This window comes from Gemmobacter denitrificans (assembly GCF_036964905.1).
In the GTDB taxonomy this organism is placed as follows: domain Bacteria; phylum Pseudomonadota; class Alphaproteobacteria; order Rhodobacterales; family Rhodobacteraceae; genus Gemmobacter; species Gemmobacter denitrificans.
In genome coordinates this window covers 148,854-174,058 of sequence record NZ_JBALHR010000007.1, presented here as the reverse complement: position 1 = coordinate 174,058, position 25,205 = coordinate 148,854, and the positions used below count along the sequence as shown (strand labels likewise).

The window sequence follows — 25,205 nt, the reverse complement described above, 5'->3', positions numbered from 1 at the left end:
CGACCCGTGGCTTGCCATGGCTCTTTGGAAAGAACGGTCTCAGCCGCTCCATCTGCGCGTCCGTCAACCAGAATAGAATACTCATGATCACCCCCGTAGCTCAGGGGCCTTGAATCACGCAGCGGCGGCGGCCTCAAGCAAATCAATGGGTCCTGACCCTAGAATGAGATCGGTTAGCTTGTGCATTGAATGCAAAAGCCATCATGACAACATATTGTCAATTTTCAGTTCGGGGCGACCTTGGTCGAGTGCCAGCTGTCGCCTAGCTTGGCGATGGACCTTCCGCACAGAGGATGATTTAGTGTCGCCAACACGGAGAGGTAGCATGGCATTCGGCACGAACATCCGCACATGGTTCAACGGTAACTGGCATGACGGCGACATTGCGGTGATGCGCGCCGCAGATCACGGCATCTGGCAGGGATCATCGGTCTTTGATGGTGCGCGGCTGTTTGACGGGCTGGCTCCCGATCTGGATCTGCATCTGGCACGGGTGAACCGGTCGGCCGAGGCGCTGATGATCACCCCCACCATGACGCCCGAGCAGATGCTGGACATCGCACGCGAAGGGCTGAAGCCCTTTGGCCGCACAGCCGCCGTCTATATCCGCCCGATGTACTGGGCGGTGGACGGCTCTGATCTGGGGGTGGCGCCCGCGGAAAACTCGACCGGATTTGCGCTGTGTCTGGAAGAGGTGCCGATGGCCCCGGCCAGTGCCAGCACCACGCTGACCCGCACCCGGTTCCGCCGTCCGGTGCTGGAAGATGCGGTCTGCAATGCAAAGGCGGGTTGCCTTTACCCCAACAACGCGCGGATGCTGGTCGAGGCCAAGCAGAAGGGCTTTGGCAATGCCCTGGTGGCCGATGCAATGGGCAATGTGGCCGAAACGGCCACGGCCAACGTGTTCATCGTCAAGGATGGGGTGGTGATGACCCCCATCGCCAATGGCACCTTCCTTGCAGGCATCACACGCGCCCGCCACATTGCCAATCTGCGGGCGGACGGGATCGATGTGCGCGAATGCGTGCTGACCTTTGCCGATGTCGCAGCGGCGGATGAGGTGTTCCTGTCGGGCAACTTCTCCAAGGTCACATCGGTAAGCCGCTTTGACGATGTGGACTATCGCAGCCGAAAGATGACCGACCATGTCCGCAGCCTGTATCTGGACTGGGCGCAAGGCAGCCGGATCAACTGATGTTTCAGGAAGGTCCGATCCTGTTTTCATTCCGGGGCATCTTTGGCGTGCCTGTGCAGGTGTCGCAATCGGCGGCCCTGCTGATCGGGATCATCGCCGCAGTCACGCTGATGCGTGGCGGGGACCCGGTCAATCTGGTGCTGACGATGGGGATTCTCGTCGGCTCGGTCTATCTGCACGAGCTGGGCCATGCCTGGGGCGCGCGGGTGCAGGGGCTGCGGGTGGACCGCATCGTGCTGCACGGGTTTGGCGGGTTCTGCCAACATCAGCGGTCCAGTTACAAGCAGGATGAACTGATCGTGGCGATGGGCCCCATCGTCAATCTGGCGATCTGGGCGATCTGCGGGTTGCTGGCACAATGGGTCTATTCACGCGCCCTGCTGGACCCGGAGGCCGCGCGTTTTGGGATCATGGTCTTTCCCTGGCTCCTGTTCACTGGCGGGCTGAACCTCTTGCTGTTTCTGTTCAACATGGTGCCGGTGCAGCCGTTGGACGGCGGCAAGCTGTTGCTGCTGGGCCTGCGCCGGTTTCTGCCCCCCGCAACCGCGCTGCGCTATGCCGGTGCGGTCGGGCTGGTGTTTTGCCTGTTGTGGTGGCCGGGTCTGATCCTGCTGTTCCTCAACACCGGCTGGCTGATCTTCTTTGCGCCGTCCTTTGCACTCCACCGCGCCATGATGCGTGGCCAGCCGCGCGGCTAGACCTACCCGCCAAGGATGGGCTGCACGATCAGTGCAGGCGCTGTGGTGTCCCTTCGGCCCATTCCGCCACATCCGGTTGCCCGCCAAATCCGTCGCGCTCGGCGGGGAAACGCGCGGCCAGCGCAAGGGCTGCCTGGATCAGCCGCGCATCCATCCGGCCAAAGGTCAGATCAGCCAGTGCCAGCCGTGCATCAACCGTGGCATCGCGGCGCATGTGGTGCAACATGGTCATCATCGCCGCCTCATCCGCCGTCACCCGCAGCCGACATTCCTGGCACAGCGGGTTGGAGAAGGTCAGCCCGGTCTGGCGGCAGGCCATGACCGCCCGCAATACGGCCAACAACCCCTGTGCAAGCCGCGGCCCCTCGGCGATGCCCCAGCGTTCGCAGGCGATATCAAAGGCATGGGTCCAGGCCTGGCTTTCCGGCTGTGCAAAACTGGTCATGAAATGGCGCAGCACGGCCAGCGCGCCAACTTCCGTGGCATCCAGTCCCAGACTGGCCAGCGGTCGCGCGCCGGGGCGACGAAAGCAGGGATCGGCGCTCATGCGCGGGCCCGCCCTTGCTGCGGTGGAATACGGGCGAAATCAACCGCTTGTGGCAAATCTGCAGCAGCCTGTGCCCCGCAAGGCCCCGATGAATAGGTCGGGAACCGCCCTGCAGCCTCGATTGCGGCCCGCAGCCTTGGGTGAAGCCCACCCTGCCCTTCATTCCTGGCCAGATGGTCGACCGCCAGAAGATCATCCCAAATGGTATTGCGCATCCTGCCGCTCCTTTCCGCCCGGAACTGCCGTTCGGGCCTGTGTCGAAGTTACAATCTGGCGGCGGCTCGATCTGGAGATTTCTTACTTTTATTGTCAAGATATGTCCAGCCCCTCTGCAACGCTGGACAAGCCCGGGCCAAGCGGTCATCCTAATCCCGACAAGGATGATCGACATGCGAAGGGGGCAGGATGCGCAAGTTTCTGGTCGTGCTGGATGACAGCCGCGAATGTCTGAACGCCATGCGCTATGCCGCGCTGCGGGCCGCGCATACCGGGGCGGGAGTGCAGATCCTGTCGATCATTCCGCCGGAAGACGTGCCGCATTGGATGGGGGTTGCCGATCTGATGCGGGCAGAGGCCCGCGAAAGGATCGAGGCGCATTTCGAGGTCTTTGCCAAATGGATGCGCGACAAGCAGGGGGTGAACCCCGAACTGGTGATCCGCGAAGGCGATCCAGCCAAGGAAATTCTGGCTCAGGTGCAGGCCGACCCCCAGATCGGCGTGCTGGTTTTGGGCGCAGGCACCGATAAATCCGGGCCGGGGCCGCTGGTCAGCACGCTCAGCCGCAATTCGGGCACCCTGCCCATTCCAATCACCATCGTTCCGGGCGACATGTCCAAGGAACGGCTGGAGGCCATCACCTGACGGCTGCGGCACTTTGGCCCTTGCGCCCCGGATGGGGGCAGGCAAACCTGGCCCGCATCCTGCAGGAGACTTGCATGCAACTGCCCGCCCATGCCCGCCTTGTCGGCCCGCCAGAGGATCTGGATTTTCTGGATGTGCAGGGGGCGGACCTGCCGCGCAGGCTGACCCCGCTGGAAGCCTGGAATGGCATCATGGCGCAGCCGCTGCCCGGCCTTGCCCTGGCCTTCCGACTGCGGGATGCTGTTTCGGCCCGATTTGGCGTCAAGCGGATCGGCGGTTTCACCGGAAGGCGGGCCGACCGGGTGGCGGCGGGCGACAAGCTGGATTTCTTTCTGGTGGAAGAAGCCACAGCCGACCGGTTGGTGCTGACCGAACGTGATCGGCATCTGGATGTGATGACATGCGTGACAGTGGACGGCCAGCGACTGTCGGTCGTGTCGTCGGTCGTGACGCATAACCGCTTTGGCCGGGCCTACATGATCCCGGTCGCGCCGGCCCATCGGATCATCGTGCGGCTGATGCTGAGGCGGTTGATGCGGTCGCTCGCCTGACCGCATCCTTGCGTCACCCGATCACCTTTTCGCAATCGCAGCATTGCCGGGATGGCATTTCGCCGCAATGCAGCATATTGTCGTCGCAGGGAGGACTGGTTCAATACAAAGGTGATCCATGTTCATGCGCCTGTCCAAAAAGCCCGGCCCTGCCGCGGCAAAACCCGAAACCCGCGAAGATTCGCTGGCCTATTACACCCCTGAACCGGACACCCGGCCCCTGCGCGAGCTGACCGCGCTGGACCAGATGTATGCCTATTATACGCCTGACCGCTGAATTAGAACGGTTCCAAACTTGACTTGCCGACCGGCGGGGCGCATATCCGACATGAACCGTCGGAGATACCCATGTTCATCCAGACCGAATCCACGCCGAACCCCGCCACGCTGAAATTCCTGCCCGGACGTGATGTGCTGGAGATCGGCACTGCCGATTTTCCGACCGCCGAAGCCGGATCGAAAAGCCCCCTGGCCGCCCGCATCTTCGCGGTTGACGGGGTGCAGGCCGTCTTTTTCGGGTCGGATTTCGTGACCGTCACCAAGACGGATGAGGCGGATTGGAACCATATCAAGCCCGCCATTCTGGGCGCGATCATGGAACATTACCAATCCGGTGCCCCTGTCATGGAAGGCGAAGCCCGGCCTGCCGGTGGCCATGCCGACAATTTCGCCGGTGAAGATGCCGATGTCGTGCGCCAGATCAAGGAATTGCTGGATACCCGCGTCCGCCCCGCCGTGGCGCAGGATGGCGGCGACATTACCTTCCACGGGTTTGATCGTGGTGTGGTCTATCTGCATATGCAAGGCGCCTGCGCAGGCTGCCCGTCCTCGACCCTGACGCTGAAAATGGGGATCGAGAACCTTCTGCGCCATTACATCCCCGAAGTGCTTGAGGTCCGCCCCGTTGCGGCCTGAAACCGTTCTGGCCTTCGACACATCGGCGGCGCATTGCGCCGCCGCTTTGCTTTTGCCCGATGGCCATTGTCTGACGGTGCTGGAACCGATGGAAAAAGGTCAGGCGGAACGGCTGATGCCGCTTCTGGCCGGGCTGCTGGACAGGGCGGGCCTGCACCGCCAGGCCCTGACTCGGATCGGTGTCGGCACCGGGCCGGGCAATTTTACCGGTGTGCGGATCGCGGTGGCGGGGGCACGGGGGCTGGCATTGGGCCTAGGCATACCGGCCATCGGCGTCACCCGGCTGGAGGCACAGGCCTTTGGCCTGCCGCGCCCGCTGCTGGTGGCCGAAGATGCCCGCCGGGACGAGGCTTATGTGCAGGGTTTTGACCTGCCGGAATTCGAAACAGCGCAGCTTATGCCTCTTGCCGCGCTGCCCCTTGCCCCGCATCGCAGTGGCAGCGCCATAGCCGACGGCCTGCCCCCTGCCATGCCGTTGGCCGAAGCTGTGGCCCGCATTGCCGCCACCCGCCCGCTGCCGGCACCGCGCCCTGCCCCGTTCTATCTGCGCGGGGCCGATGCCGCCCCGCCTGCCGATCCGCCACCGGTGATCCTGCCGTGACCGATGCCCCCATGACCGTGGACCGGATGGCCGCACTGCATGCCGCCTGTTTCACAACCCCCCGGCCCTGGACCGCAACCGAAATCGCCGCGCTGCTGGCCGATCCGCTGTGCTTTGCGCTGACGGCACCGGGCGGCTTTCTGATCGGCCGCGCTGTTGCGGGCGAGGCGGAAGTGATGACGCTGGCCGTGGACCCGGCGCTGCGGCGGCAAGGCATCGGCGCTGATCTGCTAAACCGTTTCCTGCAGACGGCGCGTAACCGCGGCGCAGAGACTGCATTTCTGGAAGTCAGCGCCGCGAATACCGCCGCGCTTGCCCTCTATGCCCGGGGGGGATTCGCCCCAAGCGGGTGCCGCAAAGGCTATTACGTCACGCCTGAAGGGCAGAAACTCGATGCCATCGTGATGAGCCGACCGCTTTCCGCTGCGTCGGATTGAAGCAATCACGGGTCTTTTGATCGACCGATCAAATCCCGAAGCACCGGCCCGCGATTCCATCTTGACCCTTTGCTGCAAACCCGCGCTAAATTGCCCCCAATGCCCCCTGCCCGCGCCGCACGGCCCGGCACGAGGGAAGAAAAGTCAACGATAACCGGGAGAATTCCATGACCGTGATGAAAACCCTGCTGGGCGCTGCTGCGGCGCTGACCATGTCGTCGGCAATGGTGGCGGCCGAGCCCGCGATCATCTTCGATCTGGGCGGCAAGTTCGACAAGTCGTTCAACGAGGCTGCCTTCAATGGGGCAACCCGCTGGGCGCAGGAAACCGGCGGCACCTTCAAGGAACTGGAGATGCAGTCCGAAGCCCAGCGTGAACAGGCGCTGCGCCGTTTGGCGGAATCGGGTGCAAACCCGGTTGTGATGACCGGCTTTGCCTTTGGGGACGTGCTGAACACGGTGGCCCCGGATTTCCCCGAGACCAAGTTTGCCATCATCGACGTGGACTGGCTGGACCAGCCGAATATCCTTCAGGTCGCATTCACCGAACATGAAGGCAGCTATCTGGTGGGCATGATGGCCGCCATGGCGTCGAAGACCAATACTGTCGGCTTCATCGGCGGCATGGATATCCCGCTGATCCGCAAGTTCGGCTGCGGCTATGCGCAGGGCGTGAAGGCGGTCAAGCCGGATGCGACTGTCATCATGAACATGACCGGCACCACCCCCGCCGCCTGGAACGACCCGGTCAAGGGTTCGGAACTGGCCAAGGCACAAAAGGGCCAGGGCGCCGACGTGATCTATGCGGCGGCAGGTGGCACCGGTCTGGGCGTGCTGCAGGCGGCTGCCGATGAAGGCATCCTGTCGATCGGCGTTGACAGCAACCAGAACCACCTGCACCCGGGCAAGGTGCTGACCTCGATGCTCAAGCGCGTGGACAACGCGGTTTATGAAGCGTTCAAGGCAGGCACCGATCTGGAAACCGGCAAGGTCATGGTCATGGATCTCAAGGCCGAAGGCGTGGGCTATGCGCTGGATGACAACAATGCACCGCTGGTCAGCGCCGAAATGAAGGCCGCCGTCGATGCCGCTGCCGAAAAGATCAAGGCGGGCGAGCTGAAGGTGCACGACTACATGTCGGACGACACCTGCCCGGCTGCAACCTTCTGATCCGACCGGCATCATGCAGGTGGGGGCACCCGAGACGGGGCGGCAGGCAGCTGCCGCCCCCTTCGCTATCGAGCTGAAAGGCATTTCCAAGGCCTTCGGCCCGGTTCAGGCCAACAAGGACATTTCGATCCAGGTCGCCAAGGGGTCGATCCACGGGATCATCGGCGAGAACGGCGCGGGAAAATCCACGCTGATGTCCATTCTCTACGGGTTTTACAAGGCTGACAGCGGCGAAATCTGGATCGATGGCAAACTGACCGCGATCCCCGACAGCCAGAGCGCGATCCGCGCGGGCATCGGCATGGTCTTCCAGCATTTCAAGCTGGTACAGAATTTCAGCGTGCTGGAGAACATCATCCTCGGTGTCGAGGAAGGCGCATTGCTGGCCCCGTCACTGGGCAAGGCGCGCAAGGTGCTGGCCGATCTGGCCCGCGAATACGAGCTGGACGTGAACCCCGATGCGCTGATCGAGGATCTGAGCGTGGGCCATCAGCAGCGGGTGGAAATCCTCAAGGCGCTGTATCGGCAGGCCGATATCCTGATCCTGGACGAACCGACCGGCGTGCTGACCCCGGCCGAGGCGGACCATCTGTTCCGCATCCTGCGCGGGCTGAAGGATCAGGGCAAGACCATCATCCTAATCACCCACAAACTGCGCGAGATCATGGAGATCACCGATACGGTCAGCGTCATGCGGCGCGGGCAGATGATCGGTTCGGTCAAGACGGCGGAAACCAGCCCCGAACAACTGGCCGAACTGATGGTGGGCCGCAAGGTGCTGCTGCAAGTGGAAAAACAGCCCGCCCAGCCCGGCAAGACGGTGCTGGAGGTGGAAAACCTGCGGCTGCGTGATGAACATGGTGTCGAACGCCTGAAGGGCATCAGCCTGAACATCCGCGCAGGCGAAATCCTGAGCATCGCCGGGGTGGCGGGCAATGGCCAGTCGGAACTGCTTGAGGTTCTGGGCGGCATCGCCCGCGCGAAGGGGGCCGTGACCGGGACGATCCGGCTGAACGGACAACCGCTCGATCTGGCCGGGGGCCGGGCCGATGGGCAAAGCCGTCGCGCGGCGGGCATTGCCCATGTGCCGGAAGACCGTCAGGTTCTGGGCCTCATCATGGATTTCGCGGCGTGGGAGAATGTGGCCTTCGGCTATCATCATGCGCCGGAATTCCAGAAGAACGCCCTGTTCATGGATAATGACGCGATCCGCGCCGATTGCGAACGCAAGATGGCCACCTTTGATGTGCGCCCGCCGATCCCGACACTGGCCGCCAAGAATTTCTCAGGCGGGAACCAGCAGAAGATCGTGGTGGCGCGCGAAATCGAACGCAATCCCGATCTGCTGCTGGTGGGGCAACCCACGCGCGGGGTGGATATCGGGGCCATCGAATTCATTCACAAGCAGATCGTGGCGCTGCGCGACGCGGGCAAGGCTGTGCTGCTGGTGTCGGTTGAACTGGATGAGATCATGTCGCTGTCGGACCGCATCGCGGTGATGTTCGATGGCCAGATCATGGGCGAGCGCGACCCGCGCCAGACCGATGAACGTGATCTGGGCCTGTTGATGGCCGGTGTGACGGAAGGGGCCGCGTGATGGAAAAGCTGCCGAAATGGGCCGATCTGGCCCTTGTGCCGCTGATTTCGCTGCTGCTGGCGGCGCTGGTCTCGGCCCTTGTGCTGCTGGCGATCGGCCAAAGCCCGATGGAGGCGCTGACCGTCATGGTGCAGGGCGCGCTCGTATCCTCCTATGGCTGGGGCTACACGCTGTATTATGCGACATCGTTCATCTTTACCGGGTTGGCGGTGACCATCGCCATTCATGCGGGCCTGTTCAACATCGGTGCCGAAGGTCAGGCCCAGCTGGGCGGTCTTGGCGTGGCGCTGGTCTGCCTTGGCCTGCCATGGCCGCACTGGACGCTGGCCCTGCCCGCCGCGATGATCGGGGGCGCGCTGTTCGGGGCTGGTTGGGCCGCCATACCGGCCTGGCTTCAGGCGCGGCGCGGCAGCCATATCGTGATCACCACGATCATGTTCAATTACATCGCCGCCGCACTGATGATCTATCTGCTGGTCGAAGTGCTGCGCCCGCAAGGCCAGATGGACCCGGCCTCGGCCCGGTTCCCCGAAGGGACCAAACTGCCGACCTTGCACGAAATCCCTGGCCTGAACCTGATCTTCACCAAACAGGTGCCCGCCAATGTCACGCTGTTCGTGGCGCTGGCGGCCTGTGTGGCGGTCTGGGCGATCCTGCGGCGCACCCGTCTGGGCTATGAAATCCGGTCTTTCGGCAAATCGGAACCGGCGGCGCGCTATGCCGGAATTTCGGCGGTTCGGGTGACCATGATCGCAATGCTGCTGTCGGGCGGGCTGGCCGGTCTGATGGCCATCAACAACGTGATGGGCGAAAGCGAACGGCTGCTGCAGAATTCGGCCGAAGGTGCCGGGTTCATCGGTATTGCTGTGGCGCTGATGGGGCGCAACCATCCGTTCGGGGTGCTGCTGGCGGCGCTGCTGTTCGGGTTCCTGTATCAGGGCGGGGCCGAGTTGGGCCTCTGGACCTCAATCCCGATCGAGTTGCGCACCGTGGTTCAGGGTCTGGTGATCCTGTTCACCGGCGCGCTGGACATGATGGTGCGCATGATGCTGGGCTGGGTGTTCCGTGCCCGGCGGCTGGCTGCGGCATAAGGGGCGGAAACCATGGATTACGCAACCCTTCTGCAAATCCTCGACACCACGCTGCGGCTGGCGACACCGCTGCTGCTGGCCTGTCTGGCGGGGCTTTATTCCGAACGTGCGGGCGTCTTTGACATCGGGCTGGAAGGCAAGATGCTGATGGCCGCCATGAGCGCAGCCGCCGTCGCCGCCGTGACCGGATCAGTCTGGATCGGACTTTGCGCCGGCATTCTGGGATCGATGATGTTTGCACTGGTGCATGGCGTCGCCTCGATCACCTTCCGCGGCAATCAGCTGATTGCCGGGGTCGCGCTGAACTTCGTGGCCTCGGGCATCACCGTGCTGATCGCGCAGGCCATGTTCGGCCAGGGCGGACGCACCGCACCGCTGACAGGCGATGCACGGTTCAATGCCATCACCTTGCCGGGAGCCGAAGCCTTGTCGGGCGTGCCGCTCATCGGCCCGCTTTATGCCGAGGTGATCTCGGGGCATACGCTGCTGGTCTATGTGGCGCTGGCGCTGGTGCCGATCAGCTGGTGGGTGCTGTTTCGCACCCGCTTTGGCCTGCGGTTGCGCGCCGTGGGCGAAAACCCGGCCTCGGTCGATACGGCGGGGGTTTCGGTCAAGCGGCTGCGCTTCACCGCCGTGCTGATCACCGGCATTCTGTGCGGGTTGGCCGGGGCTTACATGTCCACCGGCCTGCAGGCGGGCTTTGGCCGCGAGATGACGGCGGGCCGGGGCTATATCGCGCTGGCCGCGCTGATCTTTGCGAAATGGCGGCCATGGCACGCGCTCTGGGCCTGCCTGCTGTTCGGCTTCTTCCAGTCGCTGGCGCTGCGCCCTGATGTGATCGAAAAGACCTTCGGTCTGGCGATCCCGGTGCCCGCACTGGATGCCCTGCCCTATGTGCTGACGGTGGTGGTGCTGGCCGGTCTGGTGGGCAAGGCCATCCCGCCCCGCGCGGGCGGCGAGCCCTATGTGAAGGAGCGCTGATGACCGATCTGCTGCAATCCGTTCAGGCCCGCGCCGGGGCCGATCCAGTTCGGCTGGGCCTGATCCTTGGCTCTGGCCTTGGCCATCTGGCAGGTGCAGTGCAGGGCGTGGCGATCCCCTATGCCGATCTGCCGGGCTTTCCCCATGCCGGTGTATCGGGCCATAACCCGCAACTTGTGATCGGCGATCTTGAGGGCGTGCGCGTCGCAGTCTTTGGCGCGCGCGAGCATTACTATGAAAACGGCAATCCCGCAGCGATGCGCCCGGCGCTGGAACTGCTGAAGGGTCTGGGGGCTGATGCGCTGATCGCCACCAATGCGGCGGGCAGCCTGCGCCCCGATATTCCACCGGGCGATCTGATGCTGCTGTCGGATCACCTGAACTTCTCGGGGCTGAACCCGCTGATCGGCGAACGCACAGATGCGCGGTTCGTGCCGATGGGCGATGCGCATGATCCGGCCATGCGTGCTGCCCTGCGCGCAGCGGCGCAGGCCGAAGGCGTGGCCCTGCCCGAAGGGGTTTACACCTGGTATTCGGGACCCAGCTTCGAAACTCCGGCCGAAATCCGCGCCATCAAGATCCTGGGTGGCGATGCAGTCGGCATGTCCACCGTGCCCGAAGTGATCCTGGCACGGTTTCTGGGGCTGAAGGTGGCCTGCATTTCGACCATCACCAACATGGCGCAAGGCATGTCGGACGAAAAGATCAGCCACGAACATACCAAGGCCATGGCCCCCTTGGGTGCGGCCAAACTGGAACGGGTGTTGCGCCGTTACCTGCGTGATCTGCAATAGTCGCCGCAGCGCCGCAAAACGCCGGACAAGCATTTGACAGCACAGGGAAAGGGCGCAACAGTCGATGCTGCGCCCTTTCCCTTGTCCCCGACCGGCCCGCCCATGACGCTTTACCTCCCCATCGCCGAGGTTTCGGTCAATGTCTATCTTCTGGTGGGCATTGGCGGCATCGTGGGCTTTCTGTCCGGCATGTTCGGCGTGGGGGGCGGGTTTCTCATCACGCCGCTCTTGTTCTTCATTGGGGTGCCACCTGCCGTTGCCGTGGCGACCGGCAGCAATCAGGTGGTCGCCTCGTCGATTTCCGGCGTGCTGGCGCAGTTCAAGCGCAAGGCGGTGGATGTGCCGATGGGGCTGGTGCTGCTGGCTGGCGGTCTGGCTGGATCTGGTTTCGGCATCTGGGTCTTTGCGATCCTCAGCGCGGCCGGGCAGGTCGATCTGTTCGTGCAACTGTCCTATGTGCTGTTTCTGGGCATTGTCGGGGCCTTGATGCTGCAGGAAAGTCTGCGGACAATGATGAAAACCCGCAAGGGCGTTCCGCCGCTGCGTCGTGCGCATCAGCACAGCTGGGTGCATGGCATGCCTTTGAAGATGAAATTCCGCGCCTCGGGCCTTTATATCAGCGTCATCCCGCCGCTGATGATCGGTGCCTTTGTCGGCTTTCTATCGGCAGTGATGGGCGTGGGCGGTGGTTTCATCATGGTGCCCGCGATGATCTATCTGCTGGGGATGCCGACCAAGGTGGTCATTGGCACCTCGCTGTTCCAGATCATCTTTACCACAGCCTTCACCACCGTGATGCATTCCGTCACCAGCCAGACGGTCGATCTGATGCTGGCGCTGGCACTGATCGCGGGGGGGGTTGTGGGGGCACAGATCGGCGCGCGGATCGGAATGCGGCTTCGGGCCGATCAACTGCGGGTTCTGCTGGCGCTGCTGGTGCTGGCAGTCTGCATCCGCGTTGCGATGGATCTGCTGCTAACCCCGGACGAGGCCTTTTCGATCACAGCGGTGGCCCTGCCATGATCCGCTGGCTGGCCCCCCTGCTGTTCTGTGCCCTGCCCCTTCAGGCGGCCGAAACCATTGTAGTCGGGCTCAGTCAATCCTCCGTGTCGATCACCGCCGATTTCGACGGGTCGGAAATTCTGGTCTATGGCGCGGTAAAGCGCGAAAGCCCGATCCCCACGGAAGAGCCGCTGCGGGTGATCATCACCGTGCAGGGGCCGGATACCGCGCTGACCGTGCGGCGCAAGGATCGCCATTTCGGCATCTGGCAGAACCGCGCCGCCATCACGGTGGATCGCGCGCCCAGCTTTTATGCCATCGCAAGTTCGGCCCCCTTGCGCGAAAGCCTGTCCGAAACCGAAGACCTGCGCCACCGCATCACCATCCCCCGCGCGATCCGCGCCGTCGGTATCAGCGCCGAGGCGGAAAGATCGGGTGATTTTCTGGAGGCGCTCTTGCGCATCCGCCGGGCCGAGGGGCGCTATAGCCTGCGCGAAAGCAGCGTCGCGCTGACCGAACAGACACTGTTTCGTGCGGATATTGCCCTGCCCGCAGCCCTGACCGAAGGCGATTACAAGGTGCGCATCTTCCTGACCCGCGATGGCCGGGTGGTGGATCGGATGGAGCGCGCGATCTGGGTGCGCAAGGCCGGGCTGGAGCGGTTTCTCTACCAATCCGCCCATGAACAGCCGCTGCTGTATGGTTTTGCCGCACTGATCGTGGCGGCGGCGGCAGGCTGGGCGGCTTCGGCCCTGTTCTCGCGCGTCAGGTGGTAAGGCGCTGCGCAATGCCGGGCCAGCGCAGGGTCTGTGTCAGTCCGCGTAGCACATAAAGCCCCATCATCGACGCCCAAAGCCCGTGATTGCCGAAGGCGGGCACCAGCATGGCCAGCAGTGCGGCATAGGCGCTGACGCACAGGATCATCAGATTGCGCATCTCGCGCGTCGCGGTGGCCCCGATATAGATGCCATCCCACAGCCAGCTCGTTACGCCCAGCAGCGGCGCGGCCACCATCCACCACAGGTAATCGCGCGCGGAAATCCGCACTTCGGGCGCGGTGGTCATCACATCAATGATGACTGGCCCCGCCAAGGCGAAGCCAAGTGCCAGCAGGCCCGCGCCGATACATCCCCAATGAAACACGATGCGGATGGTGCGGCGCAGATCGCCCGCAGCCCGTGCGCCCACGGCCTGCCCCACAAGGGTTTCCGCCGCAACGGCAATCCCGTCCAGCGCATAGGCGGTGATTTCCAGAAACTGCATCAGCACCTGGTTGGCGGCCAGCGTCACATCGCCCTGCCGCGCCCCCAGAAAGATGAAGGTTGTAAAGGCCCCCTGCAGCAGGACCGACCGCAGCATGATATCGCCATTCACCCCGACCAGCCGCCGCCAGGCCGGGGCATCGAACAGCCGCCCGCGCGGCAGTCGTCGCAGCCCGTCACGGCAGAGCCACAGGCCAAGCGCCAGCCCGCTCCATTCCGCGATCAGCGTGGCAATCGCGACGCCCGGCACCCCCCAGCCCAGACCCAGCACGAACCACAGATCCAACCCGATGTTCAGCCCGTTCATCCACAGCTGCAACAGCAGCACGCCCCGGGTGCGCTCCAGCGCGATCAACCAGCCGGTCACGGCATAAAGCGCGATGGTGGCAGGTGCCCCCCAGATGCGCAGCGCCAGATAATCGCGCGCCAGCGCCTCCACCTCGGCACTGGCGGGGGCCACGCGAAAGGCCAGCCAGAACAGCAGCACCTGCCACGCGATGAAGACAAGCCCCGCCCCAAGCCCGATCAGCAAGGCCCGGATCAGCGTGGCATCGCGCTCGGCCAGGTGGCCAGCCCCATGGGCCTGCGCCGCCAAGCCGCTGGTGCCCATGCGCAAAAAGCCGAAGATCCAGTAGAAGGTGGCCAGCACCACCGCCCCCAGCCCCACCGCGCCAATCGGGGCCGCCTGCCCCATCTGCCCCACGACCCCGGTATCCACCGCGCCCAGCAGCGGCACCGTGGCATTGGACAGCACGATGGGCAGCGCGATGCGCAGCACCCGGCCATGGCCGATGGTGTCAGCCATCGCGATCGGGCATCAGGAAATGCCCCGTGGCCTGTGCAAACAGCCGCGCGCGATTGTCCTGCCAGGCTTCGACATGCACGCTGGCATAGCGCCGCCCCGACCGGTTCACCCGCGCCCGCGCATAGGCATCGCGCGGCAGGCCGGACCGAAGATAGTCCACCGTGAAATCAATCGTCTTGGGCAGGCGCGGCAAATGCGCGGCATCCAGCGCCGCCGGGTCCAGCGTGCCGGATTCCATATCTTCCCAGAGCGTGGCCCAGCTCAGTTCGATGATCGCCGCCACTTCCAGAAACGCGGCAGTTGCGCCGCCATGCAACGCCGGGATCAGCGGATTGCCGATCAGATCATCGCGAAACGGCAGGATCGCGGTCAGCTCATCGCCGCGCCGGTCGAACTGGATACCCAGAAAGCTGATATAGGGCACCCCGTCGATCAGCCGCCGCAACGCCCCGTCGCGGCGCTGCTTCACCACCTGGACGGGTTCGGGTTTCATGCGCGGGGTCATGACTTGGCCCTTTCGATGGTAAAGGCACCATTCACGGCGGCAACCGGACGGCTTTCATCGTCATCGGTGGCGGTTGCACGCACGAAAGCCACGCTTCGGGTGACGTGATAGCATTCGGCCCGCGCCCGGATGGTCTGGCCCGGCGTGGCGGCGCGCATGTAATCGATCCGCAAATCCAGCGTGGCGGTGGCCCCCGGGCTTGCCGGATGTGCCATCACCGCCGCACCGCTGGCTGTGTCCATCAGCGCCGAAACCGCGCCGCCATGAATGACCCCGGTTGCCGGATCGCCCACGAAGCGCGCGTCCCAGGCCATGGCGATCACCGCCCGACCGCCGCCGAAATGTTCAAGTTTCATGCCCAATGCCTTGGCGTGGGGCAATGCTTCGATGAATTGCCGCGCGATCTTTTCCCGGTCCATCCCCTGCCCTCTCGCGATCCGGTGCCAGCAAACACCGCCCGCGCGCCGCCCGCAAGCCCCGGCAGGATTGCGCGCGCCCCGGCTTTGCCTTTAGGGTGGCGGCAGGAGGAGAGCCGCATGACCGAACCCCGCCTCAGCTTCAAGGAAATGTGCGCCCGTTTTGACGTGACGCCGCGCACCTTGCGCTATTACGAATATATCGAGCTGCTGGCCCCCCAGAAGGAAGGCCGCGCCCGCTTTTACGGCGCGCGCGAAATCGCCCGGATGACGCTGATCCTGCGTGGCCGCCGCTTCGGCTTCAGCCTTGAGGAAATCCGCCAATGGCTGTTGATCTATCAGCAGAAGGGAACCCGCCCGCAACTGGAGGCCTGGATCGCCATGGCCGATCGCCAATTGGCCGAACTGGATCGCCAGCGCGCAGAACTGGATGTCACCATCGGGGATCTGCGGGCGCTGCGCGAAACCGCAAGATCCGAGCTGGACAGCTGAGTCGGCCCGCAGCGCGACCCAATCCGCCTTTGAAGCCGCCCCTGTCGGGGCGGTTTTCGTTTGACGTGAGGTCATATTCTTTCGCGCCCCGGCGCGACGGTTTTACCGACATTACGTCACCGCAGACACGACGCGACGTTACATTTACGTTAACGTAACTCTCTCTGGTATGAATGGGGTCAACCCCACATGTTTGACGCAGAGTAATCTGCGAGACCCAATCCATGACCAGTACCGAAAAAACCGAAGGCAAGCGCGACCTCAGCGATGTGATGTCGATCCGCGAGATGTGCGACGCCTTTGATGTGACCCCGCGCACGTTGCGCTTTTACGAGCAGAAGGAACTGCTTTTTCCCATCCGCCAGGGCACCAGGCGGCTGTTCACCCGGCGCGATCGTGCCCGACTGAAACTGATCCTGCGCGGCAAGCGCTTTGGCTTCAGTCTGGAAGACATCCGCCAGCTTCTGGACATGTACAACCGCGATCCGGGCCAGCAGGAGGCGCAGCTCAAGCGCACCTATGAACTGGCACAGGACCGGCTGCGCCAGATGGAACAGCAGCGCGACGAGCTGAACGAGGCGATTGCCGACCTCAAGGCCCAGATGGCCTGGGGCGAAGACATGATGGCGAACCTGCACAAGGCCGCCAAGAACTGACGATCCAAGGGAGAGACCCATGACGCGCTACACCGCCCCCGTGAAGGACATGCAATTCCTGCTGCAGGACGTGCTGAAGGTGACCGAAACCGGTATCCCCGGCTATGAAGACCTCGATGCGGGCTTCACCTCGGCGGTGCTTGAAGAAGCGGGCAAGGTGGCCAGCGATGTGCTGGAGCCGCTGAACGTCGTGGGCGACCGCGAGGGCTGCGTGCTGGAAAACGGCGTGGTGCGCACGCCCGAGGGCTTCAAGGCGGCCTTTGCCGCGATGAAAGAGGGCGGCTGGACCGCGCTGGATTGCGACCCGGAATATGGCGGCCAGGGCCTGCCCTACGTCATGGGCACCGCCGTGGGCGAGATTTTTGTCAGCGCCAACATGGCCTTCAACATGTATCAGGGCCTGACCCATGGCGCCTATTCGGCGATCCATGCCCATGGCACGGCGGAGCAGAAGGCGACCTATCTGCCCAAGATGGTATCTTGCGACTGGACCGGCACGATGAACCTGACCGAGCCGCATTGCGGCACCGATCTGGGCCTGCTGCGCACCAAGGCCGAACCGCAGGCCGATGGCAGCTACAAGATCACCGGCCAGAAGATCTTCATTTCGGCAGGCGAACATGATCTGGCCGAAAACATCATCCATCTGGTGCTGGCCAAGGCGCCCGGCGGCGGCGAGGGCACCAAGGGCATCTCGCTCTTCATTGTGCCGAAATTCCTGGTGAATGCCGATGGCACCCTGGGCGCCCGCAACCCCGTTTCGGTTGGCAAGATAGAAGACAAGATGGGCATTCACGGCAATGCCACCTGCGTGCTGAACTATGATGGCGCCACAGGCTATCTGCTGGGCGAGCTGCACAAGGGCATGCGCGCCATGTTCACCATGATGAACGAGGCGCGTCTGGGCGTGGGCCTGCAAGGCTACGCCGTGGCCGAGGCCGCCTATCAGAACGCGCTGGATTACGCCAAGGACCGCCTGCAAGGCCGGGATGTGACCGGCGTGAAAAACCCCACCGGCCCGGCCGATCCGCTGATCGTGCACCCGGATATCCGCCGCAACCTGATGGATCAGAAAAGCTTTGTCGAAGGCGCACGCGCGCTGACCTTCTGGGGCGCCTCGCTGATCGACCGCCACCACCGCCAGAACGATGCGGCGGCGGATGGCCTGATCGGTCTCCTCACCCCGGTCATCAAGGGCTTCCAGACCGACAAGGGCTTTGAAATGGCGGTGCAGGCCCAGCAGATCTATGGCGGCCATGGCTATATCGAAGAATGGGGCATGAGCCAGTTCGTGCGCGATGCCCGGATTGCCATGATCTATGAAGGTGCCAATGGCGTGCAGGCGCTCGATCTCGTGGGTCGCAAACTCGCCACCGATGGCGGCAAGCATGTGATGGCCTTCTTTGAAATGGTGAAGGCCGAATGCAAGGCGCATAACGGCGACGACCGGATGAAACCCTTCACCGATGCGCTGAAACTGGCGTCAAAGCAGATGCAGCAGGCAGGCATGTTCTTCATGCAGAACGGGATGAAGAACCCCAATGCAGCACTCGCGGGCAGCTATGATTTCATGCACCTGATGGGCCATGTCTGCCTCGGCCTTATGTGGACGCGAATGGCCAAGGCCGCCTTCACCGCGCTGGATGCAGGTGCCGCCGACAAGACCTTCTATGAAACCAAGATCGCGACGGGCCGCTATTACATGGCCCGCCACCTGCCCGCTTGCGGCATGCATCTGGCGCGTATCGAAACTGGCGCTGAACCGGTTATGGCGCTGGCAGCCGAGGCGTTCTAAACTCCGCCTATGGGGTGCGGTCCGGCCAGACCGGATCGCACCCACCCCAAACGGAGACCACCATGCCGCGCCGCTTTCGCCTGACCCGCCGCTTTCCCGTCGCCATGACCGAAGACGGCTATCGCCGGTTGCGCGCCTTTGCGCAGGAAGCCGGGCTCGACGAAGGCGAGGCGCTGTCTTTCCTGTTTGAAAACTGGACCAGCGTGATCGACCACGACACGCTGACCCACCGCCTGCGCCTGTTCAACGCGGAACTGGAAGACCGCAAGCGCTGATCCCAAGGATGCGCGCGGCAACCGCCCATCACGAAACGTGATTTCCCGTTTTGCACTTTGTCCAAATACTCTGCGGGCGATGCGGGTGCGCCAAGCCCCGCGCCTTGCCACAAAGGACAGTTGCATGACCACGACGCTCTATTGTTTCGGCGAATCCGGCCACAGCTACAAGGTTGCCCTTGCCCTTGCGCTGACTGGACAGACCTGGCAGCCGCGCTTTGTCGATTTCTTCAATGGCGAAACGCGCAGCCCGGAATTCCGCGCCCTGAACCCGATGGGCGAATGCCCGGTGCTGGTGGAGGGCGACACGGTCCTGACCCAGTCGGGCAGTATCCTCATGCATCTGGCGGAAAAGACCGGGCAACTGGCAGGCCAGACCCAGGCCGAACGGACCGAAGTCTTGCGGTGGGTACTCTGGGACAATCACAAGATGTCGTCGCAGGTCGGGATGCTGCGGTTCCTCAGGAATTTCCTGCCTGCCGACAAACGCCCGGCCGAAGTCATCGCCTTTACCGAAGGCCGGGTGAAATCGGCCTATGCCGTGCTGAACACCCAACTGGCGACCCGCGACTGGCTGGCCGGTGGCAATGCCATCACTGCGGCCGATATCTCCTGCTGCTCGTATCTGTTCTACCCTGAACCCTTCGGTTTCGACCGCGCCGAATGGCCCCATATCGACAGCTGGCTGACCCGCATCGCCGCCCTGCCCGGCTGGAAACACCCCTATGCTCTGATGCCGGGCAATCCGTCAGATCGCGCGGCGAAGTGACGTGACGTGACAGTTACGTCAACCTTGTTGCGACGTGACGGCATTTACACATCCCCTGCAATGGGCTGCTAACCTTCTTGCAACCGACCACATGCCCGCAATGCACGACCGGAGGAAACCATGACCGAGGCTTTCATCTACGACGCCATCCGCAGCCCGCGCGGCAAGGGCCGTCCCGATGGCGCGCTGCACGAGGTGACCTCGGTCAGCCTCTCGGCCCAGATGCTCAACGCGATCCAGTCCCGTAATGGCCTGACCGGCCATGCGGTCGAAGATGTGATCTGGGGCAACGTCACCCAGGTGGGCGAACAGGGTGGCTGCCTTGCCCGTTCGGCGGTGCTGGCCTCGAATCTGGACGAACGCATCCCGGGCCTGGCCATAAACCGGTTCTGTGCCAGCGGGATCGAAGCGGTCAACCTGGCCGCCAATCAGGTGAAGGGCGGGGCAGGTGCGGCCTATATCGCCGGCGGCGTGGAAATGATGAGCCGGGTGCCGATGGGCAGCGATGGCGCGGCCATCGCCGTCGATCCGCAACTGGCCATGAAGACGAACTTTGTGCCGCAGGGCATTTCGGCGGACATCATTGCCACCGAATACGGCTTTACCCGTGAAATGGCCGATGCGCTGGCGGTGGAAAGCCAGCGGCGCGCGGTGGCGGCCTGGGCCGAAAACCGCTTTGCCAAATCCATCGTTCCGGTGACCGACCGCAACGGGCTGACCATTCTGGACCGTGACGAATATATCCGCCCCGGCACCGATATGGCCGCACTCGCCGGGCTGAAGCCGGCCTTCAAGGACATGGGCGAAACCATGCCCGGGTTCGACAAGGTCGCCCTGATGAAATACCCGCATCTGGAGCGGATCAACCACATCCACCATGCGGGCAACAGCTCGGGCATCGTGGATGGGTCTGCCGCCATGCTGATCGGCAATGCCGATTTCGGCAAGGCCCATGGCCTGACGCCGCGCGCGCGCATCCGCGCCACGGCCAAGATCGGCACCGATCCGACCATCATGCTGACTGGCCCGGTTCCGGTGACGGAAAAGATCCTGGCCGACAGCGGCATGAAGATTTCGGACATCGACCTGTTCGAGGTGAACGAGGCTTTCGCCAGCGTCGTGCTGCGCTTCCAGCAGGCCTTCGACGTTGATCCGGCGCGGGTCAATGTGAATGGCGGATCGATCGCCATGGGCCACCCGCTGGGCGCCACCGGCTGCATCATCATCGGCACCTTGCTGGACGAACTGGAACGCAGCGGCAAGTCCACCGGTCTTGCCACCCTCTGCATCGCAAGCGGCATGGGCGTCGCCACCATCATCGAACGGGTCTGATCATGGCCGGTCGCCCTGCCTTCGCACGGCTCTTTCCCGGCAAAAGCCCCGTTTTTTGTGGTTTTCCGTTAGCGCGTCGTCAAATGCAGGGCATAAACTTTCGGTTATTCCTTGCTTTTGCGCGATTCTCGGCGGATGCTCTGACTGTGGCGGGGGAAACTCTGGCCACAGCAGAGGAGGGCGCAAATGCTTGGACGGGTTCAAGCCTTGCTGAACGACCTGACCACCCAGTTCGAGGCTGGCAATCTGTCGGGTGTGATCACGCATTACGACTTTCCGCTGCATCTCGATCTGGAAGACCGATCGGTACTTCTGACCGGACCGGCCGAGATGGAAGCGCTTTTGCAGCATGTGATGCAGACCTATCACGAAAAGGCCTGGACCCGAACCGTCGCGCAGATCACCGCTTTGGAATTGCCACGCCGTGGCAGAATGCGCGCTTGGGTGCGGTATCATCACAGCGATTCCACCGGCAAGGTGATGCAGCATTCCGACCGGATCTTTCACCTGCGCGACCGGGGCAATCGATTTGTGATCGACGCGCTGGAAATCACCCGGCTGGCCACATCGGAATTTCGGATCTGGCACCCGCCGCGGCGCCGCAGCGCCTGATCACAGCCTGTCAGACCGGGGGCCATCATGCCCAAGCTTGACCTTGCACAGGTGCCGGTCAAGACCGGCTCGATCTATCCCGAACCCTATGCCAGCATGATGCAGGGCCGCTCTTCGTTGCGCCTTGGGCAGGCTGGTGGGCTGACCCAGTTTGGCGTGAACCTCGTCCGGCTGGACCCTGGCGCGCTGTCCTCGCTGCGGCACTGGCACCTGAACGAAGATGAATTCGTCATGGTCACCAAAGGTGTCTGCACCCTTGTCGAAGACCAAGGTGAAACAGATCTGCATCCGGGCGATTGCGCAGCCTTCCCAGCCAATACGCCGAACGGGCACCATTTCATCAACCGCAGTGCCGAACCCGCCGAATTTCTGGTAATCGGGACCAAGGCCCCGCGCGAGGTGGCCACCTATTCCGATGTCGACCTTCGGGTTGAAATGGAACATGGCACGGCGCGCTTCACCTACCGGGACGGCACCGATTGGCGGGGGCCACGCTGATGCCCAAACTGCAGCCACCGCCCTTTGTCACCGAAACCGGATCTGTCCACCCGATCACCGGGCCGCTTCCTGCACCCTATGCCTATCAGCTGCTCTCTGATCCCGGTGGTCTGACACAATTCGGCTGCTTCATCGAAGAACTGCCGCCCGGATCAAGCTCCAGTCACCGTCATTGGCACGAAAACGAGGATGAAATGATCGTCCTGCTTTCGGGCAACCTGGTGCTGGTTGAAGAGACCGAAACCCCGCTCGGCGCCGGCGATGTGGCCTGCTGGCCTGCGGGCCATCCGATCGGCCACCGGCTCGACAACCGTTCCGGGGAACCGGCCCGCTACCTGGTGATCGGCACCCGCGCCACCACCGATACCATTCACTACACCGACCATGACCTCATCACCCTGAAGGACGGCACAGCCCGAACCTATCTGCATCGCGACGGCACCCCCTGGCATCTGCCGGGCTGATCCGCTGCCCTTTACCTTGGACCAAATATCCCGCGGGGGTCCGGGGGCGCGAAGCCCCCGCTTCCACGGCCGGAGAGGAGACGAAGATGACCGATTTCACCTATGCGCTCGATGCCGATGGCGTCGCCACCATCACCTGGGACGTTCCCGGCAAAAGCATGAACGTGATGTCGCTGGCGGGGTTCTCGCTGCTCAGCGATCTGATCGACACGGCTCTGGCCGATGCGGCGGTCAAGGGCATCATCCTGACCAGCGGCAAGAAGGATTTCGCCGGCGGGATGGATCTGAACGTCATCGCCCGTATGAAAGAGGAAGGCGGCGATCAGGCGGCCAAGGCCGTGTTTGACGGCGTGATGTCGATGCATGCCATCCTGCGCAAGATCGAACGCGCCGGGATGGACCCGAAAACCCTGAAGGGTGGCAAGCCGATCGTGGCGGCCCTGCCCGGCACTGCGCTTGGCATCGGCCTTGAACTGCCGCTGTCCTGCCACCGCATCATCGCCGCCGACAATCCCAAGGCCAAGATCGGCCTGCCAGAAATCATGGTCGGCATCTTCCCCGGCGCAGGCGGCACCACCCGGCTTGTGCGCAAGATGGGGGCCATGATGGCCGCTCCCTTCCTGTTGGAAGGCAAGCTTTCCGATCCCAAGGCCGCCAAGGCCGCCGGTCTGATCGACGAAGTCGTCACCCCCGATCAGCTTCTGGTCCGGGCGAAGGAATGGGTTCTGGCCGCCAAGGAGGCCGATCTGGTCAAGCCCTGGGATGCCAAGGGCTACAAGATGCCGGGCGGCACGCCCTATCACGCGGCGGGCTTTGGCACTTTTGTCGGGGCCTCGGCCATGGTTCTGGGCAAAACCCAGGGCGTCTATCCGGCGGCCCGCGCCCTGCTTGCCGCCGTGTACGAAGGTGCGCTGGTCCCGTTTGACACCGCGCTGAAGATCGAGGCGCGTCACTTCACCAGCGTCATCCTGAACCCGTCCTCGGGCGCGATGATCCGGTCGCTGTTCATCAACAAGGAAGCGCTGGAAAAAGGCGCCAACCGTCCGAAGGTTGAAGATCAGCAGGTCAGCAAGGTGGGCGTGATCGGCGCAGGCATGATGGGCGCGGGCATCGCCTATGTCAGCGCCAATGCCGGAATCGAAGTCGTCCTGATCGACGCGGCACAAGAGGCAGCGGATCGCGGCAAATCCTATTCCGAAACCCTGCTCGACAAGGGCATGAAGCGCGGCAAGGTCACGGCTGACAAGAAGGCCGAAGTGCTGGGCCGCATCACTGCCACCACAGATTACGCGGCCCTTGCAGGCTGCGACCTGATCGTGGAAGCCGTGTTCGAGGACCCGAAGGTCAAGGCCGAGGTGACCGCCAAGGTCGAGGCCGCTGTCGGCCCCGACTGCATCTTTGCCACCAATACCTCCACCCTGCCGATCACCAGCCTGGCCAAGGCCAGCGCACGGCCGGCACAGTTCATCGGCATCCATTTCTTCAGCCCGGTGGACAAGATGAATCTGGTGGAAATCATCCGCGGCAAGGAAACCGGTGACCGTGCAGTGGCCAAGGCGCTGGATTATGTGCGTCAGATCCGCAAGACGCCCATCGTGGTGAACGACGCCCGCTTCTTCTACGCCAATCGCTGCATCATCCCCTATCTGAACGAAGGGATGCGCATGGTGGCCGAAGGGGTGGAACCGGCGCTGGTGGAAAATGCCGCCAAGTTGGTCGGCATGCCGCTGGGCCCGCTGCAGCTTGTCGATGAAACCTCGATCGATCTGGGGGTCAAGATCGCCAAGGCGACCAAGGCCGCCATGGGCGACGCCTATCCCGATGGCGCGGTGGACGAGGTGATCTTCCGCATGGCCGATATGGGGCGTCTGGGCCGCAAATCCAATGCGGGCTTCTACGCCTATGATGACAAGGGCAACCGGTTGGGCCTGTGGGATGGGCTTGCGACCGAATGGCCCGTGGCGGAGACCCAGCCCGATCTGGCCACCGTGCAGCAGCGCCTGCTGATGGCGCAGGTGCTGGAGGCGGTGCGGGCGCTGGATGAAGGCGTCTTGACCGACATCCGTGAAGGCGATGTCGGCGCGATCCTTGGCTGGGGCTTTGCGCCCTGGTCGGGAGGCCCCTTCGGCTGGCTCGACATCCTGGGTGCGGGCCGCGCCGTAGAGATTTGCGATGATCTGACCGCACGCTTCGGGAACCGCTTCATCACACCGCAAAGCCTGCGCGAGATGGCCTCAAGCGGGGGCAGCTTCTACGGCAGCAAGGCCCGCAAGGCCGCCTGATCCAGCACGGGTGCGGGGGCCCGGCCCCCGCCGCCCAATCGGCCAACAAGGCCTGCACCACGGGCCCATCGGCCACAGCCCAGCCTTCGGGGTTGAAGCCCCCCGGGCCGGGATCGAGCATCAGAACCGGCGCGGGACAACTGATCAACACCCCGCCTGCCGCGTGAATGACCACTGGCCGCGCAAATCCCAGACGCAAGACGCTTTGCCCCGGATCGGGCCTTTGTCGGCAAATGCCCCGCCAGCCATCCAGCGCGGCTGCCGGGAATAGAACAAAGGCATCGCCCAGCATATCTTCCGCCAGATCGCTTTCCAGCAGAACCTGCGCCTCGGGCATCAGCCGGATTGCGCGGTCATTGCCAAATGCCCCGGCAGGCAGGCAAAGCGGCCAATGCTGCGGCAGATCGGAAGGCCGGTCGAGCGTCTGATAGGCCAGTTCCAGCAAGGGTTGCGGCCCGGCATCGAAACACATCACCAGATCACCGGGCGCAAGCTGCCCTGCAGCCCGCCAGCCGGCAGCCGTTGCCACCGGGGTTTCCGGCAGGATCCCGTCCGCCAGCGGGGGCGGAAGGTCTGGGGTGGCCCTTGACCACATGCGCGCGC

Annotated in this window: 31 protein-coding genes and 1 pseudogene; 25 read left to right on the top strand and 7 right to left on the bottom strand. The window is 63.6% G+C overall.

Going from position 1 to position 25,205, the window contains the following annotated elements; all coding sequences use genetic code 11:
* Positions 1-85, bottom strand: a pseudogene (locus tag V6590_RS13115) (IS5/IS1182 family transposase); the annotation flags it as partial.
* 240 nt (positions 86-325) lie between these two features.
* Between V6590_RS13115 and V6590_RS13110 the strand changes: the two are divergent.
* A complete protein-coding gene (locus V6590_RS13110) occupies positions 326-1,195 on the top strand; it encodes a branched-chain amino acid aminotransferase (protein WP_335423795.1) in 870 nt (289 codons plus the stop codon).
* On the top strand, positions 1,195-1,893 hold the full coding sequence (locus tag V6590_RS13105; protein ID WP_335423793.1) for a site-2 protease family protein: 699 nt from the start codon (positions 1,195-1,197) through the stop codon (positions 1,891-1,893). Before V6590_RS13110 ends, V6590_RS13105 begins: the two co-directional genes overlap by 1 nt.
* Before the next feature lie 28 nt (positions 1,894-1,921).
* On the opposite strand, the gene V6590_RS13100 is transcribed toward V6590_RS13105, so the two are convergent.
* Positions 1,922-2,440 (bottom strand): hypothetical protein, encoded by a 519-nt coding sequence (locus tag V6590_RS13100; RefSeq protein WP_335423791.1) that lies wholly within the window; start codon positions 2,438-2,440, stop codon positions 1,922-1,924.
* A complete protein-coding gene (locus V6590_RS13095) occupies positions 2,437-2,655 on the bottom strand; it encodes a hypothetical protein (protein ID WP_335423789.1) in 219 nt (72 codons plus the stop codon). Before V6590_RS13095 ends, V6590_RS13100 begins: the two co-directional genes overlap by 4 nt.
* Positions 2,656-2,845: 190 nt before the next feature.
* Here V6590_RS13095 and V6590_RS13090 point away from each other — a divergent pair, with 190 nt between their 5' ends.
* From V6590_RS13090 to V6590_RS13030, 13 genes are all read left to right on the top strand, one after another.
* The gene (locus V6590_RS13090) at positions 2,846-3,301 is read left to right on the top strand and encodes a universal stress protein (protein WP_335423787.1); all 456 of its coding nucleotides are present in this window, start codon (positions 2,846-2,848) and stop codon (positions 3,299-3,301) included.
* Between the two features lie 74 nt (positions 3,302-3,375).
* Positions 3,376-3,852 carry a DUF2867 domain-containing protein gene (locus tag V6590_RS13085; protein ID WP_335423786.1) on the top strand — a complete coding sequence of 159 codons (477 nt, stop codon included), beginning with the start codon at positions 3,376-3,378 and terminating at the stop codon, positions 3,850-3,852.
* A gap of 124 nt (positions 3,853-3,976) precedes the next feature.
* Positions 3,977-4,129 carry a hypothetical protein gene (locus V6590_RS13080; protein WP_335423785.1) on the top strand — a complete coding sequence of 51 codons (153 nt, stop codon included), beginning with the start codon at positions 3,977-3,979 and terminating at the stop codon, positions 4,127-4,129.
* Positions 4,130-4,200: 71 nt separating this feature from the next.
* Positions 4,201-4,767 (top strand): NifU family protein, encoded by a 567-nt coding sequence (locus V6590_RS13075; protein WP_335423783.1) that lies wholly within the window; start codon positions 4,201-4,203, stop codon positions 4,765-4,767.
* Positions 4,757-5,368 (top strand): tRNA (adenosine(37)-N6)-threonylcarbamoyltransferase complex dimerization subunit type 1 TsaB, encoded by a 612-nt coding sequence (gene tsaB, locus V6590_RS13070; RefSeq protein ID WP_335423782.1) that lies wholly within the window; start codon positions 4,757-4,759, stop codon positions 5,366-5,368. The genes V6590_RS13075 and tsaB overlap by 11 nt, the downstream gene beginning before the upstream one ends.
* Positions 5,365-5,805 carry a ribosomal protein S18-alanine N-acetyltransferase gene (gene rimI / locus V6590_RS13065; RefSeq protein ID WP_434063258.1) on the top strand — a complete coding sequence of 147 codons (441 nt, stop codon included), beginning with the start codon at positions 5,365-5,367 and terminating at the stop codon, positions 5,803-5,805. Before tsaB ends, rimI begins: the two co-directional genes overlap by 4 nt.
* Before the next feature lie 167 nt (positions 5,806-5,972).
* Entirely contained in the window at positions 5,973-6,974 is a 1,002-nt protein-coding gene (locus tag V6590_RS13060; RefSeq protein ID WP_335423779.1) for a BMP family lipoprotein, read from the top strand.
* Between the two features lie 13 nt (positions 6,975-6,987).
* A complete protein-coding gene (locus V6590_RS13055; RefSeq protein WP_335423777.1) occupies positions 6,988-8,571 on the top strand; it encodes an ABC transporter ATP-binding protein in 1,584 nt (527 codons plus the stop codon).
* A complete protein-coding gene (locus V6590_RS13050; RefSeq protein WP_335423775.1) occupies positions 8,571-9,662 on the top strand; it encodes an ABC transporter permease in 1,092 nt (363 codons plus the stop codon). Before V6590_RS13055 ends, V6590_RS13050 begins: the two co-directional genes overlap by 1 nt.
* Positions 9,663-9,674: 12 nt before the next feature.
* The gene (locus V6590_RS13045) at positions 9,675-10,643 is read left to right on the top strand and encodes an ABC transporter permease (protein ID WP_335423773.1); all 969 of its coding nucleotides are present in this window, start codon (positions 9,675-9,677) and stop codon (positions 10,641-10,643) included.
* Entirely contained in the window at positions 10,643-11,437 is a 795-nt protein-coding gene (locus tag V6590_RS13040; RefSeq protein ID WP_434063257.1) for a purine-nucleoside phosphorylase, read from the top strand. The genes V6590_RS13045 and V6590_RS13040 overlap by 1 nt, the downstream gene beginning before the upstream one ends.
* Positions 11,438-11,539: 102 nt before the next feature.
* Complete coding sequence (locus tag V6590_RS13035) at positions 11,540-12,460, top strand: sulfite exporter TauE/SafE family protein (protein ID WP_335423771.1); 921 nt, start codon at positions 11,540-11,542, stop codon at positions 12,458-12,460.
* Entirely contained in the window at positions 12,457-13,215 is a 759-nt protein-coding gene (locus V6590_RS13030) for a TIGR02186 family protein (RefSeq protein ID WP_335423769.1), read from the top strand. The genes V6590_RS13035 and V6590_RS13030 overlap by 4 nt, the downstream gene beginning before the upstream one ends.
* Here the strand turns inward: V6590_RS13030 and V6590_RS13025 are convergent.
* Genes V6590_RS13025 through V6590_RS13015 form a run of 3 tightly spaced genes read right to left on the bottom strand, consistent with a single transcriptional unit; the run spans position 13,205 to position 15,430 of the window.
* Positions 13,205-14,506 (bottom strand): MATE family efflux transporter, encoded by a 1,302-nt coding sequence (locus V6590_RS13025; RefSeq protein ID WP_335423767.1) that lies wholly within the window; start codon positions 14,504-14,506, stop codon positions 13,205-13,207. The genes V6590_RS13030 and V6590_RS13025 overlap by 11 nt on opposite strands.
* Entirely contained in the window at positions 14,499-15,011 is a 513-nt protein-coding gene (locus tag V6590_RS13020) for a PaaI family thioesterase (RefSeq protein ID WP_335423765.1), read from the bottom strand. Before V6590_RS13020 ends, V6590_RS13025 begins: the two co-directional genes overlap by 8 nt.
* Positions 15,008-15,430: a PaaI family thioesterase gene (locus V6590_RS13015; protein WP_335423763.1), complete on the bottom strand. Its 423-nt coding sequence runs from the start codon at positions 15,428-15,430 to the stop codon at positions 15,008-15,010. Before V6590_RS13015 ends, V6590_RS13020 begins: the two co-directional genes overlap by 4 nt.
* Before the next feature lie 117 nt (positions 15,431-15,547).
* Between V6590_RS13015 and V6590_RS13010 the strand changes: the two genes are divergently transcribed.
* The 10 genes from V6590_RS13010 (at position 15,548) to V6590_RS12965 (ending at position 24,602) form a co-directional block, all read left to right on the top strand.
* Positions 15,548-15,919 (top strand): MerR family transcriptional regulator, encoded by a 372-nt coding sequence (locus V6590_RS13010; RefSeq protein ID WP_335423761.1) that lies wholly within the window; start codon positions 15,548-15,550, stop codon positions 15,917-15,919.
* A gap of 224 nt (positions 15,920-16,143) precedes the next feature.
* Positions 16,144-16,575 carry a MerR family transcriptional regulator gene (locus V6590_RS13005; RefSeq protein ID WP_335423759.1) on the top strand — a complete coding sequence of 144 codons (432 nt, stop codon included), beginning with the start codon at positions 16,144-16,146 and terminating at the stop codon, positions 16,573-16,575.
* A 19-nt stretch (positions 16,576-16,594) separates the two neighbouring features.
* The gene (locus tag V6590_RS13000; protein WP_335423758.1) at positions 16,595-18,370 is read left to right on the top strand and encodes an acyl-CoA dehydrogenase C-terminal domain-containing protein; all 1,776 of its coding nucleotides are present in this window, start codon (positions 16,595-16,597) and stop codon (positions 18,368-18,370) included.
* A 62-nt stretch (positions 18,371-18,432) separates the two neighbouring features.
* A complete protein-coding gene (locus V6590_RS12995) occupies positions 18,433-18,645 on the top strand; it encodes a hypothetical protein (protein WP_335423755.1) in 213 nt (70 codons plus the stop codon).
* A gap of 124 nt (positions 18,646-18,769) precedes the next feature.
* Positions 18,770-19,414, top strand: a complete 645-nt coding sequence (locus V6590_RS12990; RefSeq protein WP_335423754.1) for a glutathione S-transferase family protein — start codon at positions 18,770-18,772, stop codon at positions 19,412-19,414.
* Between the two features lie 120 nt (positions 19,415-19,534).
* A complete protein-coding gene (locus V6590_RS12985) occupies positions 19,535-20,746 on the top strand; it encodes an acetyl-CoA C-acetyltransferase (protein ID WP_335423752.1) in 1,212 nt (403 codons plus the stop codon).
* 186 nt (positions 20,747-20,932) lie between these two features.
* Positions 20,933-21,358 carry a DUF6841 family protein gene (locus V6590_RS12980; protein WP_335423751.1) on the top strand — a complete coding sequence of 142 codons (426 nt, stop codon included), beginning with the start codon at positions 20,933-20,935 and terminating at the stop codon, positions 21,356-21,358.
* A gap of 27 nt (positions 21,359-21,385) precedes the next feature.
* The gene (locus V6590_RS12975; protein ID WP_335423749.1) at positions 21,386-21,856 is read left to right on the top strand and encodes a cupin domain-containing protein; all 471 of its coding nucleotides are present in this window, start codon (positions 21,386-21,388) and stop codon (positions 21,854-21,856) included.
* On the top strand, positions 21,856-22,320 hold the full coding sequence (locus V6590_RS12970; protein ID WP_335423747.1) for a cupin domain-containing protein: 465 nt from the start codon (positions 21,856-21,858) through the stop codon (positions 22,318-22,320). Before V6590_RS12975 ends, V6590_RS12970 begins: the two co-directional genes overlap by 1 nt.
* 86 nt (positions 22,321-22,406) lie before the next feature.
* Complete coding sequence (locus tag V6590_RS12965; protein WP_335423745.1) at positions 22,407-24,602, top strand: 3-hydroxyacyl-CoA dehydrogenase NAD-binding domain-containing protein; 2,196 nt, start codon at positions 22,407-22,409, stop codon at positions 24,600-24,602.
* Here V6590_RS12965 and V6590_RS12960 read toward each other — a convergent pair.
* Positions 24,526-25,197: a Hint domain-containing protein gene (locus V6590_RS12960; RefSeq protein ID WP_335423743.1), complete on the bottom strand. Its 672-nt coding sequence runs from the start codon at positions 25,195-25,197 to the stop codon at positions 24,526-24,528. The two genes, V6590_RS12965 and V6590_RS12960, sit on opposite strands and share 77 nt — an antisense overlap.
* Positions 25,198-25,205 lie beyond the last annotated feature (8 nt).